This is a genomic window from Rhodococcus sp. ACPA4 (genome assembly GCF_002300185.1).
In the GTDB taxonomy this organism is placed as follows: domain Bacteria; phylum Actinomycetota; class Actinomycetes; order Mycobacteriales; family Mycobacteriaceae; genus Rhodococcus_F; species Rhodococcus_F globerula.
In genome coordinates, this window is record NZ_NSDY01000001.1 from 3,646,455 (window position 1) to 3,662,811 (window position 16,357).

Sequence of the window (16,357 nt, forward strand, 5' to 3'; positions counted from 1 at the left end):
GAACGAAATCTTTTGCAAGAGAGTCGAATTGAAGTTGCGCAGGCCACTTTGGAGACATACTGTGCGTGATGGCACTCTGCCACATTTCACGACCGAGGAGCGAAATGACCATCGAGATTCCCGAAGCGCCGATCCCCGACGCCCCCAACGGCCATAGATACGAAGGGAAGGTTGTGTTCATCACCGGAGCGGCCCGAGGACAAGGACGCGCTGAAGCAGTCCGCTTCGCAGCCGAAGGCGCAGATATCATCGCTCTCGACATCTGCGAAGACCTCCCGACTGCTGAATACCCCGGCCCGACAACCGAAGATCTCGACGAAACCGCACGACTGGTGGAAAAGCACGGCCGACGCGTCGTCACCAGCGTCACAGACGTCAAAGACTTCAGCGCTCTCAAAGCCGCGGTCGAAAACGGGGTTGATCAGCTCGGCAGACTTGACGTTGTAGTCGCCAATGCAGGCATGACCACCGCTTCGCTGTCCTGGGAAATTGATCTCGATCACTGGCACTCCACCATTGACAATAACTTGCACGGTGCCTTCTACACGGCCAAAGCCACTGTGCCGATCTTGATCGAGCAGGCAACCGGCGGCTCGATCGTCTTTACCAGCTCAGTCGCCGGCCTGAAGGGTCTTCCGTTCCTCGCAGACTACGTAGCGGCAAAGCACGGTGTAACAGGCCTCGCGAAGACGATGGCAAACGAACTTGCCAAGTACCGAATCCGGGTCAACAGCGTTCATCCGCACGGTGTCGCCACCGGGCTCACCGTCCCCGAACTGCATCAGAAGATGGAGGCGCGTCAAGACCTAGGATTGCTGTTCATGGGAAGTCTCCCCGACCCGGTTAGCGAGTCTGAAGATATAGCCGCTGCCGTAGCATGGATCGCCTCCAACGAAGCCCGTCACGTCACCGGCATTCAGCTACCCGTCGACCTCGGACGTACCAACCGCTGAGCCTTCCGAGGGACGCACCTGGCCGATTCAACGACTGCGACGGGGCGAGCGGCGACAAGTCTTGTGCATCAATTCACCACGGGGAGAGAAGTCGCTGAACTGGATTCGGCAAGGAAACAACGAGGCGCCGCCGGGGTAGATTCCCGGCGGCGCCTCACCATGACTCTTGACGACTATCCATATATCAGATGTCGATGCGGAGTCGTTCCAGGCGCAGAGATCGGATGCGCCACTGTCCATCCTGACGTTCGTAGTGCTCAACGTAATGCCCGTAGCCATTCGTGATCGTGGACCCCTGAGGAGAAACGCGCTCGAGAACGTCCGACATGGCCCAGACGCCCGTCGCAGTGTCCGGACCGGTGATCTCGATCTCCGGAGCGTGTAGGTGGTGAACAGTACGTACACCGTCCATACCGACACTGATTCCCTGCACGATTCGCGCCCGCCCTTCCCACCGTAGATCCGCTTCGGGCGCTTCGAGCGTTGCATCGTCTGTGAAGCAGTTCCCGAACTCGTCCCACCGCTTGGTGTCCAGGAATCGCGCGACGCGGGCACGCATCTGCTTGATGGACTCGACGGTCCACAACTTCTGCAGTAGGTCGTCTGTGTTCATGCGGTACTCGGTCACTGGCCCTGAATGCACTGGCGCGAACCGGTTTCCGCTGCTCGCTCAATGGCGTCGAGCAACCGGTGACGCAGAAGTCCGTGCGCGAAGTCCGGTGCCTGCTTGCTGCCCCCATTGAGGTCCAGTCGAAGGCGGTCGTAGGCGTGGGCGACAGCGTGGGCGGGTGAGCCGACCAAATCAGCGTGGTGATCGTAGCCGTCGGGAACCGGTAGTTCACTCAAAACATCGTCACCGCGCGCTCCCCGGATGGTCACCGGGTTGGCCAGAGTGCCCCCGGTCCCGTCGATCCTCAGGTGCCCCTCGGTGCCGTTGATCTCCCAGATCAATTTACTGGAGTGATCATTCATCCCTCTGAGATGGAGCGAAGCGATCGCGCCATTGGTGAGAGTTCCCGTCACGACAATCTCATCCTCTGCCGTGGCAGTGACGAACTCACCGGAATCGGTGTTGAGCACCGTGGGGCGCCGTATACCCGTAGTGGCGTTCAGGTCGGCTAAGTCGCCGACGATGTAGCTGAACGAGTCCACAAGATGGCCAAAGACGATAGACAGCAGAGTCGCACCGTTGGACTTGTCGAGCAGGTACTCGGTGCGATTCCCGACAGGCCCACCCCAGGGGCCCGCAGTTGCGATCAGGCTGGTGGAGACCAGTTCACCGACAAATCCGTCGGCGATCAGATCCTGTAGGTAGCGCACAGCCGGCGCAGCTGTTCCCTGAAAGCCGACATAGGCATGCTTGCCTTCGGCGGCACTGGCCAGTTCGGCGGCCTCAGCAACACCGTTGGCAAGGGGCCACTCGCACAGCACCGGCTTCTCGGCGGACAATGCCTCGAGGACGAGCTCACGATGGTGAGGCACCTTGACTGCCACCACCACGAGATCAACCTCGTCGCATCGTGCGAGGTCCTCGACGCTCGAAAACGCCAGCGGCACCCCGTAGGCCTCGGCTGCAGCTTGCGCTGATTCGGGGGAACTCGTTGCCAACGCGCGCACTTCGAAGCCCTCGACGGCCCGCAGCGCGGGCAGATGCGCGTATGACGCCCAGCTTCCCGTGGCGCTCAAACCAACCACACCAACTCTTACTGTCATCGTCTCTCTACCCATCTGTTCGAAGAAGCTTCCGGTTCTTGGCAGTCACACTTGCGATCTAGGGGATCTCGAAGGGAGAAGTCATTGAAAAACGCCGATCTTGTGGGCGGACTCCCCACCCACATGGAAGCGTCCGCCATCGATGCGAAGTACTGAGCCGTTGACCCAACGCGCATCGGGCCCGAGGAGATAGAGCACGGCGTTCGCAATATCGGAAGGGTCTCCGAGGCGCTGCATCGGGATGAGCCGGCTCTCCGCTGCTTCGCGCTCGCCTTTCCAGATCGCACCGGCGAGATCTGTCTTGATGATGCCGGGTTCGATGGCGTTGACTGTCACGCCACGAGGTCCGAGTTCGCGTGACAGCGTGAAGGTCAAGCTCTCGAGTGCGGACTTTCCCGCAGTGTAGACACCCGCCGTCTCGTGAACGCGTTGCGCCCCAGCCGAAGAGATGTTGACGATCGACGAACCCTCGGGGAGGCCACCTGCCACGGCTGCTTGGATAATCGCCACGGCCGGCCAAGTATTGGACAGGATTGTCTTGATGAAGGCTTCCCTTCCACAATCCAGAACCCGTCCCGAATGAGCGCTGGTCGCGGCATTGTTGACCACGAAGTCGATTCGTCCGAACTCGGATTGGCAAGCACCGATCAGCTTTTCGGGAAATTCGGGGTCAGCGAAGTCGCCTTGAACCCCGATCGCCGAGCCACCGGCATCTTCGATTTCCTTCACTGCGAGATCGAGAACCACCTGATCCCGCCCGTTGAGGACAACCGACGCACCTCGTACTGCCAATTTCCCGACCACAGCGCGTCCGATGCCGCGCGATGCCCCGGTGACAATTGCCACCTTGCCCTCGAACCAATCGTCGACGCCTTCGCTCACATGCCCCATCAGCCCCGCCAATCCGTATTTTCGATCCTGTATCGTTCGGGCGGTTTGTACGGTCCGGAAAGGTGGAGTTCCATCCCTGAGCCAAGCCGTCAGAAACACAAGTTGGTCCCGATGGGACGCTATCAAGATTTTCGACGTGCTCGATACCGAGTATTCCGTTGTGCGGAAAGAACTCCCGAGTTCAGTTGACATCTTTGACCGACACCGAGCGTCGTCACCCCTGGCCATGCGCGCACTACCACCGCACAGTCAGACCATGACGGCGATCGTGCGAAAAGTGCTTCTACGCATTACATCTTGACCGAACCTCGCCAGAACTGAGCTGACCGGTTGCTTCGTTCATGCTTCGCCGAAACGTGCCATCAGCTCGCGGCGCAGTATTTTTCCGCTGGGTAGCCGGGGCACCTCGTCGAAACTCACCGACCGCGGAGCTTTGTATCGGGCAAGACGCGCTCGACAGTATTCGATGAGCTCTTCAACCAGTGCTTCGTCGGCTACGACACCCGGCGTCACCGCGACTACTGCGTGCACCTTCTGCCCCATCTCGTCATCGGGAAGTCCGACTACGACAACATCGTCGACTGCAGGATGGAGGGCGAGTTCGTCTTCGATTTCCCGAGGATAGATGTTGACTCCGCCCGAGAGAATCAGATCGGTGCGCCGTGCAGACAAATAGAGGTATCCGTCTTCGTCGACATGCCCAAGATCGCCGAGCGTGTTCCACCCTTTGTCGTTGAAGGACTCTGCGGTCTTCACAGGATCACGGTGATACTCGAATCGGCGGATGTCGCTGAACCACACCGTTCCGATACTCCCAGCTGGTAGTTCCATCCCCTCGTCGTCACAAACATGAACCACACCGATAACAGCTCGTCCGACAGAACCCTTATGCGCCAACCAGTTCGGGGAGTCAATCATGAAGAATCCAGTGCCCTCGCTACCGCCGTAGAACTCGGTCAACTTCGGCCCGAACCAGTCGATCATTCGCTCTTTGATTTCGATGGAGCATGGAGCTGCTGCATGAACAACCAGTTCCATGCTCGAGACGTTGTATCGCAAGCGGGTGACGTCGTCGAGTTTGAGCAAGCGCACGAACATCGTGGGAACGAACTGGCCGTGGGTAATCGAGAACCTCTCGATGAGGGCCAACGCAGACTCGGCGTCGAACCGCTCCATGACAATGGCAGTCCCTCCGTTGCGCATTGTTCCCAGGCACCAACCGAGGGGTGCGGCATGGTAAAGCGGACCCGTACTGAGGTACACCGCTTCAGGTCCGAATCCGAAGGCTGAGGCCATCCTGGAATCAATCGGGAGCCCCGACCCGAAGGGCTGGTCTGTCCGTTCCGGCACAATTCCCTTGGGCCGACCCGTGGTGCCAGACGAGTAGAACATGTAATAGCCCTCGGACTCGTCCGGAATAGGCGTGACGGGCACCCCTTCTAACTCTGCTTCCAGCGAATCTCCGGCACCCGAGCCCACCACCAACCGTGACTTCAGCTGAGGTGCTGACGCTTCCGCCTTCAGCGCCAATTCACTCAGCGATTCAGAATGTACAAGTAGCCGAGCGCCACAGTCCTCGACGATATAGGCCGCTTCATCGGCGCTGAGGTGCCAATTCACCGGCGTGTACAACAACCCGGAGCGTTGCGCCGCCCATACGACAGGGAAAACTTCAATCTCGTTCTCCATGAGGATCGCGATGTGATCACCTGCGATCAGTCCTCGCAGTCGAAATAGATGCGCAATCGCATTCGACTGTTCTTCGAGTTGCCGATACGTCAGCGATTTTCCCGTTCGTCCCATGACAACGGCAAGCTTGCTCTCGTATAGCCCGGCGAGTTGCGTCAGATTCACGATTCATTCCACCTCTGAGTGCCTACAGCAGCATGAACTGCCACGTTCCGGCGATGCACGAAACCTTGCAATGAAGCGGAAAGGGACTGCTGTACAGACGATTACGTCGCACACAGAGCGCTTCCCGACTAGGTCGATATTGGTCGGCCGACCTCGCTGGTGTCAGTGCGCAGAATCTCGGCGCGGTATCCGAAACCAATGAGCGAACGCGCACCGTCGATATCGTTCTTCCGGGTATACCGACGAACAGCAAAACCTCCGGTCGGAGGCGGGGCTTCGATAAGCCACACCCCAACCGGAGGTTCCCTTCACATCACACCGAGGCGAGGACCTTCGGAGCTGTCGGTGGGTGTTTACGGGTGGAAGGAATGCATCTTCAGGTAACCGCCCGCATCGACCCGCATCTGAGTGCCGGTGACGTAGCGTGCTTCATCGGAGGCAAGGTAGAGGACGGCGTTGCTGATGTCGACAGGCTCGACCCACGGAATCGGCATCGCCTGCTGAACATGGAAAGGGCCGACAGCATCGTCGAGAGTCGGGCTCTCGAGATCCGGACGGAAAATCTTGTACATCGCCTCGCTCTGCAGCATGCCGGTGTTGCAGTTCGTCGGATGGACGATGTTCGCACGAATCATCTGAGGTGCGAGAGCGCGCGCGATTTCGTGAATGTACTGCGAGAGCATCATTTTCGCGACCGTGTAACCGGATCCGCCCGGATCCGCTCCCGGATTTTCCACCACATCGTTGGGCATGAACGCCGCCGTCGATCCGGTCGCGATGATCGACGCACCCGCCTTCAGGTGCGGCAGGGCCTCGTGGATCGCATTCTGCGCACCCATCAGGTTGACGCCGATGACATCGAGCCAGCCTTGCATGTTCGGGCCCCCCAACATCGGGGCGATACCGGCGTTGGCGACGACGATGTCGAGCTTGCCGAATTCCGAGATCCCCTGATCGAGTGCCGAACGCAACTGCGAAGCCTCACGCACGTCGGCTTCCACGGCGACGATACGACGGCCCTGCGCCTCGACCAGACGGACGGTCTCCTTCAGGTCCTCGGGTGTCCCGAGTGGATAGGAGTTGGTCTCGATGTTGCGGCACAGGTCGACCGCGATGATGTCCGCGCCCTCCTCCGCAAGCCGCACCGCGTGACTGCGTCCCTGTCCACGGGCTGCGCCCGTGATGAATGCGACCTTACCTTCAACTCTGCCCATCGAAGTTTCCTCTCGAGTGAATCTGAATGTTGTTCAAAGCCTGGCTATCTGAAATATCGAGCACGAATCAGGCCGGGCGGGCGATGGTCTTGACCTCGAGGAGATCCTCGAGACCTTCGACGCCCCACTCCCGGCCGATTCCGCTCTGCTTGTACCCACCGAACGGTGCCGACCGGTGATTCCACATCTGATCGTTGACCTGAATGGAGCTCGCCCGCATACCCTCGGCAACCCGCTGAGCCCGCTCGACATCCGCACTCCACACACCGCCGGCGAGACCGTAGATCGTGTTGTTCGAGATCGCGACCGCGTCGGCATCGTCCTCGTAGGGCAGCACACACAGCAGCGGACCGAAGATCTCCTCCTGCGGCACCGTCGAGAGGGAATCGACGTCGGTGAGCACAGTCGGCTCGACCCAGAATCCCTTCTCGAAACGGTCACTGGCTTTACCACCCAACGCAATCCGCCCGGTCTGCTTCGCGATCTCGTAGTAGCGGAGCACCGATTCGTACTGACGCTTGTTGGCGAGCGGTCCCATGTAGTTGGCGATGTCGGTGGGATCGCCCCACGGAATCTGTTGCATCGACGCGACCGCAATTTCGACTGCCTCGTCGAGTCTCGCGCGGGGCACCAGTAGTCGCGAGTAAATACCGCAGCCCTGACCGGCATGGCTGAGAGTGGTAGCAGCCACAAACGGAATCGCAGAGGTGAAGTCCGCGTCGTCGAGCAGGATTGCAGACGACTTACCACCGAGCTCGAGAGTGAGACGTTTGACCGTCGGCGCAGCCGCCGCCATGATCCGCCGACCCGTGACAGTCGATCCGGTGAACGTAACCGCATCCACCTCCGGATGGGTCGTGAGCACAGACGCCACCTCATTGTCGTCAGTACTGACGATATTGACCACACCAGCCGGAATATCGGTGTGCTCGAGCAGGATACGACCGATCTCCAACGTGTTCCACGGAGTATCCGGCGCCGGCTTGAGGACCACGGTGCACCCCGCAGCCAACGCGGGAATCAACTTCGCGATCGCCAAGAAGATGGGGTAGTTCCATGCGGTGATCGCCGCGACGACACCGGCACCCTCACGCCGCACGATGCGGTGCGCCTTCTCGTCACCGGCAACCGGGGTGATGACCCGCTCGAACTCGAACGTGTCGAGGAGATCGATGTAATGGCTGATCATTTCGATCGAGCCATCGAGCGCCACGTCGTAGGTCAACGCGAGCGGCAGGCCACCCTCTGCAACCATCACCGGCCGCATCTCTTCGGCGTTCTTGCGCAGAGCGGACTGCAACTGCACCAGGCACCGCTGACGGAACTCGGTGTCCGTCGACCACGTCGTGGTGTCGAAAGCCCGCCGCGCAGCCAGGATCGCCCGCTCGACATCGGCCACACCGGCATTCGGCGAAACACCGATGACTTCTTCGTTCGCCGGGTTGACATTCTCGTAGGTGCGGCCCCCCGTCGCGGCGACCAGCGCACCGTCGATCAACATGCGGTACTCGGAATTACTCATTTGTCACTTTCCTTTGAAGATCGGATCGTTACGGCAGGGCTGGCCTCTCCCCTGGTTCGTCAGAGGCTGCTGGAGACACTCACCAAAATTCACCTGTATTACATGTAATACTTTGTATATGTAGTGAGCTCCATCACGCAAACTGTAGAACTTCCGCTCGATAAGCACAAGTACTTCAGTTGAACTCCGGCTTCCCTCTCCTCGCCACACCAAAATCTCTGTCTACAAGGAATTTCCACGGCTGGTCCAGTAGTCCCACCACACATTTCGAATCGGTGCGATGCGCCCGACACCACTACGCGCTACGTCTACCGCGACGCCGTATGCCCTAGAACTGAATCTGTGCGGCCATCCTGCCGCAATCTATGAGTGTGCTTGCACGATTCGACATCGTGCGCATTGCGTCTGACTCCGAATGTCCTCGTCGCCGGCAGCGGAAGCCAGGCTGTTGTCTGGACGCTTACGTTGAACTGTCACCCGCTCGATCACTCCGGCGCACCGCCGCAGCGCTTTTCGGGTACATGTGCGCCAACCGTGAAGACGACATAGAAGCACTGAAGGTGAAAGCGATCGTCGAGCGCCGGGCAGCCCGCTTCATCTATTGCGCTCTGAGACAATTCTGCCCCGGCGGTCCGTTGGATCACCGGGGCAGAAAGATTGTCCCAGAAGGGCTTCAGAGCACTGGTGCAAGCTTCCGGTCGCGGAGCAGGTACGAGAGCACCACGCTTTCAAACTCGTCTTTGCGTTCGATCATCGCCCAATGCCCACAATCGTAGAAGACGTGCAGTTCACACTTCGGGATCAGTCGCATCGGGACAAGCGAGCTGTCCATGGGCGTTACACGGTCGTCGCGGCCGAAAGTGATCAGCGTCGGCGCCTGGATCTTCGTCAGTGCTCCAACCTGTTCGGCTGCGTTCGTACCCCGATTACGCATCGCCGCCAGCGAACGGAAATTGAACAATTTCTTGATGTCAGCAAGCGCGGCCGGGTCCGATGCGGCTCTCCACCGCATCTCGACGAACTCCTCCGTCAGAATGGAGGTGTCGTACACCATGGCCTCCATCCACGTCATCAACCGCTCACGTGTCGGGTCCTCGACGAACTGCACGAGAAGCTTGATGCCTTCCGGGGGCGACGGACTGAACACAGGCAGCCCGATGCCGCCAATCGTAACGAGTCGAGTCACTCGCTCAGGATGTCTGGATGCCAGCTGTGCCGCAATGTTTCCGCCCATCGAATTACCAACGACCGGAACAGAATCGAGCGACATACCGTCGAGGAAGTCCAACACCGCCGGCAGTCCGGCAATCATCGGATTGTCCTCGCACGAATAACTCTTGCCGAATCCAGGGAAGTCGAGAACGAGCGTCCTGAAATGCTCGGCGAAGACCGGTAGATTTCCCTGGAAGTTCGCCCAGCCACTGACCCCTGGACCCGAGCCGTGCAGCAAGAGCAATGGAGGACCGTCGCCAGCCTCGTGATAGTGCAGCGGCCCTCTGGGCGTCTGCAGAGTCCTGCTCGTGCCTTCAAACGTAAATTCAGCCATCAGTCGTGTCTCCTCCTCTTAGCTCGACGGTGCTTCCAGCCAACCAAAGTCATGCCAGTACGTCTCGAGTTCGGCTACCGGCTTCGGCCAGGTCTCGATGTAGGTGACGCCTTCGGACCCGGCCGTCATCGTGTACGCAGTGCCTGCGCGGCTGAGAAAGAACTCCCCCGGACGCACTCGCACGGTCTGCCACTCGCCGTCTTCCTCGTACTCAATGCTGTACTCGCCTGCGAAGACAAAGAGCAACTCGTCCATGTTGTGATGGTGGCGAGGTACCGTAAAGTTCGGTCGCACCCGCAAAGGGTTGCGATTGAAGCGCTTCACCTGAATTGGCTTTGTGGTCACCCACATCGACCCGCCGAACGTCGCCGCGAAATCCACTGGCGCGTCGATCAGCAAACCACCGTCCTTCCAGAAGTAACTCGGCGCCACATCAAGGCCCAGAGGAATCCAATCCGCATCGTCCACCAGATCACCAAAAGTAAGTGCCATTCCGAAATAGTATGTGCGGCTGTACATCCTGTCGCCGGAGAATTCCGTTTGATGGAACGGGTCTGACGAGCACGGTCACCTGCCCCCATTCCGTCCAACGGAACCTGTTGATGACACACCCTGTCATGTTCGACAGACTCCGGAGTATGGCAATCGAATACTTCAATCTGCTGTCCGAAGAAGAGGGTTGGATCGACCTGTCGGTCGATCAGGACCTTCCCTCTTACCTCTGGAATGAAGGCGGACTCCTCGCCGATGCGCCGATCGACATGGAACAGACCTTCAAGGGCAATATGTGGGTCTCGAACAAGGTAGACAGGTCGTTCAATCTCAACGGCCTTCGGTGCGCCCCGAACTTCTCGGTGCCTCGTCACCACCACAATCTTGACGAGTTGATCATCGTATTCGAGGGTGAGTTCCATGTCGCCTGGGGCCAAGACGGCGAGGAAGGTAGCCAGACCATCGGTCCAGGCGAATTCTGGATCAGTGAGGCCGGCACCCCCTACATCATGACTGCGGGGCCTGAAGGCGTCACTTACATCGAGACCTGGCCCGAACCGATGGAGAAGCTCGAGACGTACTGGCACGACGCAGGCTGGGTACATCGCTGAGTAGCAGCCGACCGCTCCTCGATCACTTGTGAGGTTGCCGCCCTGAACTTGTTCACAACAGAGAAACAGGGCGGCAGTTTTGCATCCACGAAATCATCGGAGCAACCGCGCGGCGCTAGCGCCTCCGTCTCCATGCACTGCCTCTTCCGATCAACGGGCGAGCCGGAGCGGTAGCGGATGCATTCCAATTATCTTTCTGGAGTTACCGATTGGCGCGTGTTGCTGGGGTCACGACCTCACAGATACGCGCGCACCGCTGTTCACCGCCCGACTTTTCCAAGGCCGCGAATTTTCCTGCGTGAATGTCGAATCCGTGCCACGTGGTCGGGCGTCCGCATGATCGAACTTTCTGTGAGTCCGGTCGCTTGTTGCTCGCTGTCGAGAAAGACGTGGGCATGCAGGCAAGGTTTCCATCCCGGCAATGCCACTCTCTTCACCGATCGCGAATGATCCTGAAAGTGAACTGGAGTCGCGCGCCCGGGCCTGTCGCGGCCACGAACTTTTCACGGTCAACGGACTGAGCCTTCCAGTCATGGAGTATCTGGGGCGAGCGTGGTGAGTGTCCATCCCTCGACCTCCGCCCCCGGCCACCGATCGAGCGGCAACCACTGTCTGCCTCCTGAATGCCCTCCCTGAATGCAATGGTTACGTCGACGAATTCCGACGACGCCGCACTCATGCGCGATCTTCACAGCCTTCTCGACGCCGAACTCGCCACGATCGTCCAGCTCGCCGATGATGCAAGGCACCGTTCGCGTTCATAGAAGTCGAGGTCGACCCATCCGAGGTCAGCTGTGACTCTGTATCGTTCAACGAGTATCGCTGCGCCACTTACTTTTTGATGCTCAGTCGATTTCGAGGCCAGGCGCGGCCGCGCCACCTTGGTAAATTCCGAAGGCCGCGCACTCCGCAGCGGTCAGCATCGTCCACCTGTTTCCAATGCAGCGAAACGATCCCGACCACCCAAGATCCGGACCGTTGTACGCTCACTGTTGCGGCATTTCGCCGGCTTCCCAGGCCACGGCCGTTCCGGCTTCCCAGGCCGCTGCCGTTCGCCGAAGTTCGTGTCGACCTCGTGACACTTGTGTCACGAGGAGCTTAGTTCGGCTTGTCAGCAATTTGCAGAATCGAAGGCAGCGGACAGCGCCACCGGAGCGAACTTTTTTGCTATTACTACCGATCTACGGGGTTGATTCACCGCCAATTTCCGTTCTCGGCCGGCTCACAACACCTCCCGATCAGTGCACGGCCGAGGTTGACCACCCGTTGCGTGCGTGACTCCCACCAGGCAATTACTGCGCCTACGCGGGCGATTTAGCTGATTCGACACGCGGGGGTTGACATGCGCGCTCGTTGATGTGACCCTGATTACAGGAATAAAGGACACTAATTTAGAAAACATTCCGGGATGTGCGCATGCAATCCTAGATTTGGACCGAATTAAGTGTCTATTAGTAGCCTGAATTGGGAGGTGGCAGCCGTGACATCGAGTTTGACGCAGTGCACGTCGATTTTGCCGATGGAATCAGTGGTCGATTCCATGGACGAGTACATATCGTCTATGGAGGTCGATCATGTCGGAACTGACGTCCGACTCCGACCCGAACGCACCGTGATGGGAAGGGTCGCTGCCATCATGGGGGCGTTCAACGGCAAACAGCAGGTGCTCGGTCTCGGCGATCTCAGTGAGAGCACTGGGCTGCCGAAATCGACGTTGCATCGACTTGCTGATCAACTGTGCCAAGTGGGATGGATCGAACGGGATCCTGACGGCTACCGCATCGGCATTCGCATGTTCGAGCTGGGAAGTCTTGCTGTCGAAGGAAACCAACTCTACGAAGCCGCGATTCCACATCTGCAAGCCCTCGCAGCCAAGACCGGAATGTCCACACAACTCGGCATTCTCGATCAGTCCGAGGTCGTATATCTCGAACGTATCGCGGTAGGCGCAGTCCGTTTGCCGACCCGACGCGGCGGACGAAATCCCGCGTACTGCACCGCATTAGGCAAGGCCATGACCGCCTTCGACGACGACGCCGTCCGCACAGTAACCTCCTCGCCCATGCTTAGGCGGACGGCGAATACGATCACGGACCCCGCAGCGCTACGGACCGAGCTCAGCCAAGTGCGCAGGGTCGGAATAGCGTTCGATCGTGGCGAGATCTACCAAGATTTCGTGTGTGTTTCCGCGCCGATCCGTAGCTCCGGAAACGTGATCGGAGCCGTTTCCGTTACCGCGCCGGCGGGCCGAATGAGATGGGGCATAGCGACCGAAGCAGTTCGGAGCACCGCCGCCGCGATCTGGAATGCAACCCACAGACTCGGCGGAGCAAGCACCCGATTGTAGTAACTTTTCGATGTGTCCACACGAGCATAACCGCCGTACCGGCCCCGAAGTGCTTCCGAATCTCTATGTAAAACCCGGACTCTGAGCACTTCGAGGCATCAGATCCCGCGCCGACGACTACCTGACCGACTCTCGGAGTCGGGTGGTCGTCAGCTCGAATTTCGACGGAATGTCGGAATTCACGACATTTCGAAAGGCAACCCGGCCGTGAGAATACCCAGGTGCGCCGGTCGAAGAGTCCCTCGGCTGAGACACCTCGACTGATCTGCCCAAGTTCGTTGCGACTCGTCGATCATCACCGCGGCGAGTATTGGAACTCGCCCCGTAAATTCGTCCTCGATCAGGTAGACGTTCCCAAACCTAGTGCCACCACGTGGTGAGCTCCTGTAGGTGGCGCCGCATGCGATGCTGAGCGAGCCCATCGTCCCCAAGGAGGATTGCCTCGAGGATCTTGTCGTGGGTGCACCGGACCTGCACCTCGACGGCCGGAGTCATGGACTCTTCGGAGCGACTCTGGCGGGTCCAGAGGTCGGTGATGACGCGCAAAAACAGTGTCAGAACCGGGTTGTCGGCAAGGTCTGCAACCTCGGTATGGAACATGTCGCCGGCGTCACCGTGCACAGTGGTGTGGTCAAGTGCAGCACGTAACCGCGAAGCTACATCGGGAGCAGTTGCGACGGCGGTGACGGTCTGGATGCACCCCAACTCGATCACTTCACGAACCAGGTGGAGGTGGTCGGGGCTCATACCCTCGAAATCGAGATAGAGAGCGATCGCACGAATACTGGCCGTTGGGTCGGGAGCCAGGACGACCAGTCCGCCGCCAGGTCCGCGGCGCATCCGAGCAACGCTGTGGTGTTCGAGGATCCGAATCGCTTCACGCAGGACCGCACGGCTAACCTCGTAGCGCGCCAAAAGATCTGGCTCCGATCCGAAGACCTCACCGATCTGCCAGCCGTCGCTGGTGATGTCGTCATGGATACGGCCGGCAATAACCTCGGCAAGTTTGGTGCCTTTTGTGGCGTTCGGGTTAGGGTCGCTGGGTCGAGTCCGCATGCGATGCGATGGACGTCGGATCCGGTTGGCCAGCATCCACTCCTCGATCTCTTCGAGATGGGCGCTTAGTTGGCTCTCCGAGGCTGCGGCGTCACCTGCGATTACCGCGTCTACGATTTGGACGTGCCGCGCGATGGCAACAGCCTTAGCCGCGGCCCCCGCCTCCCTCGACGTTGGCCCCCAGGCGCGAATGTAGCGGGACGTCAGCAGCATCACAACCTCGATGAACAGCTGCAGCACCGCGTTGCCGGACAGGCTTCCGAGCAAAATGTGAAACTCGTCGTCGAAGGACCAGTTCGGATCACCGATCTGCTCCTGCTCTTTCCCAACGATCGACCGCAATCGATCAATACCGTCCTCGGTGATCGCCCCCGCTGCCAACCGAGCTGCGAGCGGCTCGAGTAGCAATCGGGCGTGGAGCAGATCTTCGACGCTCACGCCTATGTACTCCAGGTAGATCACCAACGCACGCATGGACGCCGATGCGTTCGGGGCGCACACCACCAGCCCTCCGCCTGGACCGCTACGCATCCGCGCGACCGAATGGTGCTCGAGCAGCCGAATCGCTTCTCTCAGAACCGACCGAGACACTCCAAAGCGCTCCAGCAACTCGGGCTCCGAACCCAAGACCTCACCGACCGGCCATTTCCGGACGATGATCTCATCCTCGAGCTGCCGGGCAACCTGTGACGCGAGCTTCTCCGGACCCACCGACCATGTCTCTGTATCTTCCGCACTCGTCATCAAGCCGGTCGCTCCCAATCCCCAAGAAACACGGATCTCGAACACCGAGATCTTTGAATGTTCATTACGATACTGAGATCCGTGACCCGATAGAGTGTTCCCTACCTACGCTACCTATCAGCATGCTGAAGTCACCAAGATCCAATCGAGAATTGGCTCGCCAGGCCTCGACAACACATTCACGCAGAAGCGTTGGCCTCGATCCAGCGAGTGACCTGCTGCACGTACTCCTCATATCCGGAAGTCGCCGCGGACACGACCGCGGCGACTTCCTCGGGTTCGGTGTCCATGTACAGCTGGAGAAGAACGTTGTGCGGGCCTTCCGGAGGCACTAGAGCGGTTGCTAACTCCGCGTCGATCATCCCGGCCTTCTCGGCCGCACCGAACGAATCTGCCGATTTCTGCGGCACTTCACCCAGCACGCTTTCCAATACATGATTGTTGATCGCAACCGCCAATTCGACCAGTAGCGCCAGGATCCGTTCAAGGACAAGCCCTATCGCCGGATCGATTTCCAGTCGCTCGCGGTCCAACGAACCGACGCCGACGAGCTGTCCGACCGCTCTGCGCATCGTGATCAGTCTGTGTTCCACAAATCCCCGGTCCAGGCGAGGCTGTACCGCTCGACTATTTTGATTCGCGGACTGTCGCGGCTTCCAATCTGCCACGACAGCAAGCGCATTCATCATGCTCGTCGACTCTTCACTCGAACTGATCACCTATACATAGTCCCATACTCTCACGCCTCCGAAGCCTAGATCGACCTGTCGCTTGATGAAGCACTGTAAGCGCCTCCACCGAACCGACTGACCAAGTCAACCAGTTTCAGAGCTGAGCCATCACCTATGGTTCCGCCTGACGGAACAGACAGTAGACAACCGGGATATCAAGGCGGAGAGTCAATTTCCATGCAGTAATATCGGCTGTATTCGGCAACAACACCAGAGGTGAACTCGCTCAACGATCGAGTCGTCGATGCCGCTCTGTCAAAGCTGTTCCAACCAAGTTGGAGAGCATCCGCCCAGCCTGGGACTCGGCCGATCTCCATCGGGACACCAATCGGCCGGAAGAGCCAGTGACGCCACATCCCTGGGCGTGCGCAGCGAAACGTCAACGTCAACGTCAACGTCAACGAAGCATCGGCAATCGTGCATACGAGGGTAAGAAACTGGACCTAAATCACTGCCTTTCAGTTCTACATTAGATGTTCGAATGATTCTGGTGTACAACAATTTTCGGTTTCACCTGCGGACAAATCGCCCACGTAATGCGCCGCATCAGCCTGACCCCGAAAGCGCCTCGGACCCATCGTCACAGCCACCAGAACGGTCCACTAGACACGCCGGCCTGAATCTGTCGCAAAACCTGACACCTCCGACATCTCCCACACCTCATTGGGGCGACCTCCGAGGAC

At 59.2% G+C, this 16,357-nt stretch carries 14 protein-coding genes; 4 read left to right on the plus strand and 10 right to left on the minus strand.

Translation table 11 applies throughout. From position 1 onward, the window contains the following. Positions 1–104: 104 nt before the first annotated feature. The gene (locus CJ178_RS16510) at positions 105–953 is read left to right on the plus strand and encodes a mycofactocin-coupled SDR family oxidoreductase (RefSeq protein ID WP_095887140.1); all 849 of its coding nucleotides are present in this window, start codon (positions 105–107) and stop codon (positions 951–953) included. A 184-nt stretch (positions 954–1,137) separates the two neighbouring features. On the opposite strand, the gene CJ178_RS16515 is transcribed toward CJ178_RS16510, so the two are convergent. The 8 genes from CJ178_RS16515 to CJ178_RS16550 all read right to left on the minus strand — a co-directional run bounded on the left by CJ178_RS16515 (position 1,138) and on the right by CJ178_RS16550 (position 10,185). Then, complete coding sequence (locus CJ178_RS16515; RefSeq protein ID WP_033237383.1) at positions 1,138–1,566, minus strand: nuclear transport factor 2 family protein; 429 nt, start codon at positions 1,564–1,566, stop codon at positions 1,138–1,140. Positions 1,567–1,577: 11 nt separating this feature from the next. Next, on the minus strand, positions 1,578–2,666 hold the full coding sequence (locus tag CJ178_RS16520) for a Gfo/Idh/MocA family protein (RefSeq protein WP_202026741.1): 1,089 nt from the start codon (positions 2,664–2,666) through the stop codon (positions 1,578–1,580). Between the two features lie 81 nt (positions 2,667–2,747). Further along, positions 2,748–3,557, minus strand: a complete 810-nt coding sequence (locus tag CJ178_RS16525; RefSeq protein ID WP_179300763.1) for an SDR family NAD(P)-dependent oxidoreductase — start codon at positions 3,555–3,557, stop codon at positions 2,748–2,750. A 339-nt stretch (positions 3,558–3,896) separates the two neighbouring features. Next, positions 3,897–5,411, minus strand: coding sequence for an AMP-binding protein (locus CJ178_RS16530; RefSeq protein WP_033237381.1), 1,515 nt, complete (start codon positions 5,409–5,411; stop codon positions 3,897–3,899). A 353-nt stretch (positions 5,412–5,764) separates the two neighbouring features. Continuing rightward, complete coding sequence (locus CJ178_RS16535) at positions 5,765–6,625, minus strand: mycofactocin-coupled SDR family oxidoreductase (protein WP_033237425.1); 861 nt, start codon at positions 6,623–6,625, stop codon at positions 5,765–5,767. Between the two features lie 67 nt (positions 6,626–6,692). Beyond that, on the minus strand, positions 6,693–8,147 hold the full coding sequence (locus CJ178_RS16540) for an aldehyde dehydrogenase family protein (protein WP_092804001.1): 1,455 nt from the start codon (positions 8,145–8,147) through the stop codon (positions 6,693–6,695). A 673-nt stretch (positions 8,148–8,820) separates the two neighbouring features. Then, on the minus strand, positions 8,821–9,696 hold the full coding sequence (locus CJ178_RS16545; RefSeq protein ID WP_165826344.1) for an alpha/beta fold hydrolase: 876 nt from the start codon (positions 9,694–9,696) through the stop codon (positions 8,821–8,823). Positions 9,697–9,711: 15 nt separating this feature from the next. Continuing rightward, entirely contained in the window at positions 9,712–10,185 is a 474-nt protein-coding gene (locus CJ178_RS16550) for a cupin domain-containing protein (RefSeq protein WP_051730848.1), read from the minus strand. Positions 10,186–10,331: 146 nt separating this feature from the next. On the opposite strand from CJ178_RS16550, the gene CJ178_RS16555 reads away from it, so the two are divergent. The 3 genes from CJ178_RS16555 to CJ178_RS16560 all read left to right on the plus strand — a co-directional run bounded on the left by CJ178_RS16555 (position 10,332) and on the right by CJ178_RS16560 (position 13,143). Continuing rightward, a complete protein-coding gene (locus tag CJ178_RS16555) occupies positions 10,332–10,796 on the plus strand; it encodes a hypothetical protein (RefSeq protein WP_033237321.1) in 465 nt (154 codons plus the stop codon). Between the two features lie 641 nt (positions 10,797–11,437). Continuing rightward, positions 11,438–11,560 (plus strand): hypothetical protein, encoded by a 123-nt coding sequence (locus CJ178_RS33305; RefSeq protein WP_255285247.1) that lies wholly within the window; start codon positions 11,438–11,440, stop codon positions 11,558–11,560. A 716-nt stretch (positions 11,561–12,276) separates the two neighbouring features. Beyond that, positions 12,277–13,143, plus strand: coding sequence for an IclR family transcriptional regulator (locus CJ178_RS16560; RefSeq protein WP_133637933.1), 867 nt, complete (start codon positions 12,277–12,279; stop codon positions 13,141–13,143). 360 nt (positions 13,144–13,503) lie between these two features. Here CJ178_RS16560 and CJ178_RS16565 read toward each other — a convergent pair whose 3' ends face one another. After that, a complete protein-coding gene (locus tag CJ178_RS16565; protein ID WP_033237331.1) occupies positions 13,504–14,943 on the minus strand; it encodes a FadR/GntR family transcriptional regulator in 1,440 nt (479 codons plus the stop codon). Between the two features lie 179 nt (positions 14,944–15,122). Next, positions 15,123–15,515 carry a HepT-like ribonuclease domain-containing protein gene (locus CJ178_RS16570; protein WP_202026744.1) on the minus strand — a complete coding sequence of 131 codons (393 nt, stop codon included), beginning with the start codon at positions 15,513–15,515 and terminating at the stop codon, positions 15,123–15,125. Between the last annotated feature and the right edge of the window lie 842 nt (positions 15,516–16,357).

Coding starts and splice junctions, on each gene's coding strand:
- CJ178_RS16510 (WP_095887140.1), top strand. CDS start 105: ATGACCATCGAGATTCCCGAAGCGCCGATCCCCGACGCCCCCAACGGC.
- CJ178_RS16515 (WP_033237383.1), bottom strand. CDS start 1,566: ATGAACACAGACGACCTACTGCAGAAGTTGTGGACCGTCGAGTCCATC.
- CJ178_RS16520 (WP_202026741.1), bottom strand. CDS start 2,666: ATGACAGTAAGAGTTGGTGTGGTTGGTTTGAGCGCCACGGGAAGCTGG.
- CJ178_RS16525 (WP_179300763.1), bottom strand. CDS start 3,557: ATGGGGCATGTGAGCGAAGGCGTCGACGATTGGTTCGAGGGCAAGGTG.
- CJ178_RS16535 (WP_033237425.1), bottom strand. CDS start 6,625: ATGGGCAGAGTTGAAGGTAAGGTCGCATTCATCACGGGCGCAGCCCGT.
- CJ178_RS16540 (WP_092804001.1), bottom strand. CDS start 8,147: ATGAGTAATTCCGAGTACCGCATGTTGATCGACGGTGCGCTGGTCGCC.
- CJ178_RS16550 (WP_051730848.1), bottom strand. CDS start 10,185: ATGGCACTTACTTTTGGTGATCTGGTGGACGATGCGGATTGGATTCCT.
- CJ178_RS16555 (WP_033237321.1), top strand. CDS start 10,332: ATGGCAATCGAATACTTCAATCTGCTGTCCGAAGAAGAGGGTTGGATC.
- CJ178_RS33305 (WP_255285247.1), top strand. CDS start 11,438: ATGGTTACGTCGACGAATTCCGACGACGCCGCACTCATGCGCGATCTT.
- CJ178_RS16565 (WP_033237331.1), bottom strand. CDS start 14,943: ATGACGAGTGCGGAAGATACAGAGACATGGTCGGTGGGTCCGGAGAAG.
- CJ178_RS16570 (WP_202026744.1), bottom strand. CDS start 15,515: ATGCGCAGAGCGGTCGGACAGCTCGTCGGCGTCGGTTCGTTGGACCGC.